Annotated in this window: 1 protein-coding gene; it reads left to right on the top strand. The window is 47.5% G+C overall.

The genetic code is table 11. The features are described from left to right. The first annotated feature begins 182 nt into the window (after nucleotides 1-182). Nucleotides 183-1,151 (top strand): IS110 family transposase, encoded by a 969-nt coding sequence (locus tag BEA93_RS24425; protein ID WP_105225242.1) that lies wholly within the window; start codon nucleotides 183-185, stop codon nucleotides 1,149-1,151. Nucleotides 1,152-1,178 lie beyond the last annotated feature (27 nt).

The raw sequence follows: 1,178 nt of genomic DNA, 5'->3' as shown, positions 1-1,178 counted from the left end.
CCCTTGTATCTTGAAATTCGTTTAGTATGGTTTTGGATTAGATTTGGCACAGCATGTGCAGCCTGACCTTCCCCAGGGTTCAAAGCCCGAGATACAGCGACCGGCGCACATGCTGAGCCACTCATCTGAAACCCGAACAGTTATCCGTATTTTCCATAACGTATTTGCAAGGATGGGTAATAATGAGGCTGCCAAATCCACTCTGCGTGGGCATTGATGTTTCTAAAGCAACACTTGATATCGCTGCTACCGCTGAAATCGAACAGTTCACGACCAGTAATGATTCCGATGGTTTTGATGAGATCATCAATAAACTCAAAGAGTGTCGTATCTCTCTTGTGCTTATGGAGGCTACTGGTGGCTTTGAAGCAGCAATAGCTTGCTCGCTTCAGGCTGCGGGTTTTGATGTAACGGTGATCAACCCAAGGCAAGCGCGTGATTTTGCTCGCGCTATGGGGTATCTGGCCAAAACCGATCGCATTGATGCCAGGGTTCTTGCTCAAATGGCTGAGGTAATCAACAAGCATCCAGATAGAGAGCGCTTCATTCGCCCCATTCAGAATGCTGAACGACAAGTTCTCACTGCAATGGTAGTTCGACGTCGCCAGTTGATAGCCATGCATGTAGCTGAACGAAACAGGCTTCACCCGGCACACCCTCAAAGCAGAAAGAGCATCAACATTATCATAAAAGCTCTCGACGATGAGCTTGCCAGAGTCGATGCTGAGATGAGTAAACACGTTCAAAATCACTTCAAAGAGCTTGCTGACAAACTCAACACTTTCAAAGGTGTTGGTATTAGAACGACCGCCAGCCTGCTCGCAGAAGTTCCAGAGCTTGGCAATCTCACACGCAGAGAGATTAGCGCGCTCGTTGGTGTGGCTCCTGTTAACCGTGATTCAGGAACGATGCGCGGGCGAAGAACCATATTTGGCGGAAGAATTGGTGCGCGAACCGCACTGTATATGGCCGCTCTTGTTGCTACCAGATTTAACCCTGTGATTAAAGCGTTCTACAGCAGGCTTTTGGCCGTTGGAAAGCCAAAGAAAGTTGCACTTGTTGCCTGCATGAGAAAGCTGCTGACAATCCTGAATGCGATGCTCAGGAAGAACGAAGAATGGGATATGTCATACCATTCGGTATCTCTTTAATTTTATCATTCAAGACAGTTGCTGTAT

Source organism: Escherichia sp. MOD1-EC5950, assembly GCF_002965345.1.
GTDB classification, from domain to species: Bacteria; Pseudomonadota; Gammaproteobacteria; order Enterobacterales; family Enterobacteriaceae; genus Escherichia; species Escherichia marmotae.
Note: the sequence above shows the minus strand (reverse complement) of the source record. Positions and strands in the feature narration are given on the sequence as shown.

Coding starts and splice junctions, on each gene's coding strand:
- BEA93_RS24425 (WP_105225242.1), top strand. CDS start 183: ATGAGGCTGCCAAATCCACTCTGCGTGGGCATTGATGTTTCTAAAGCA.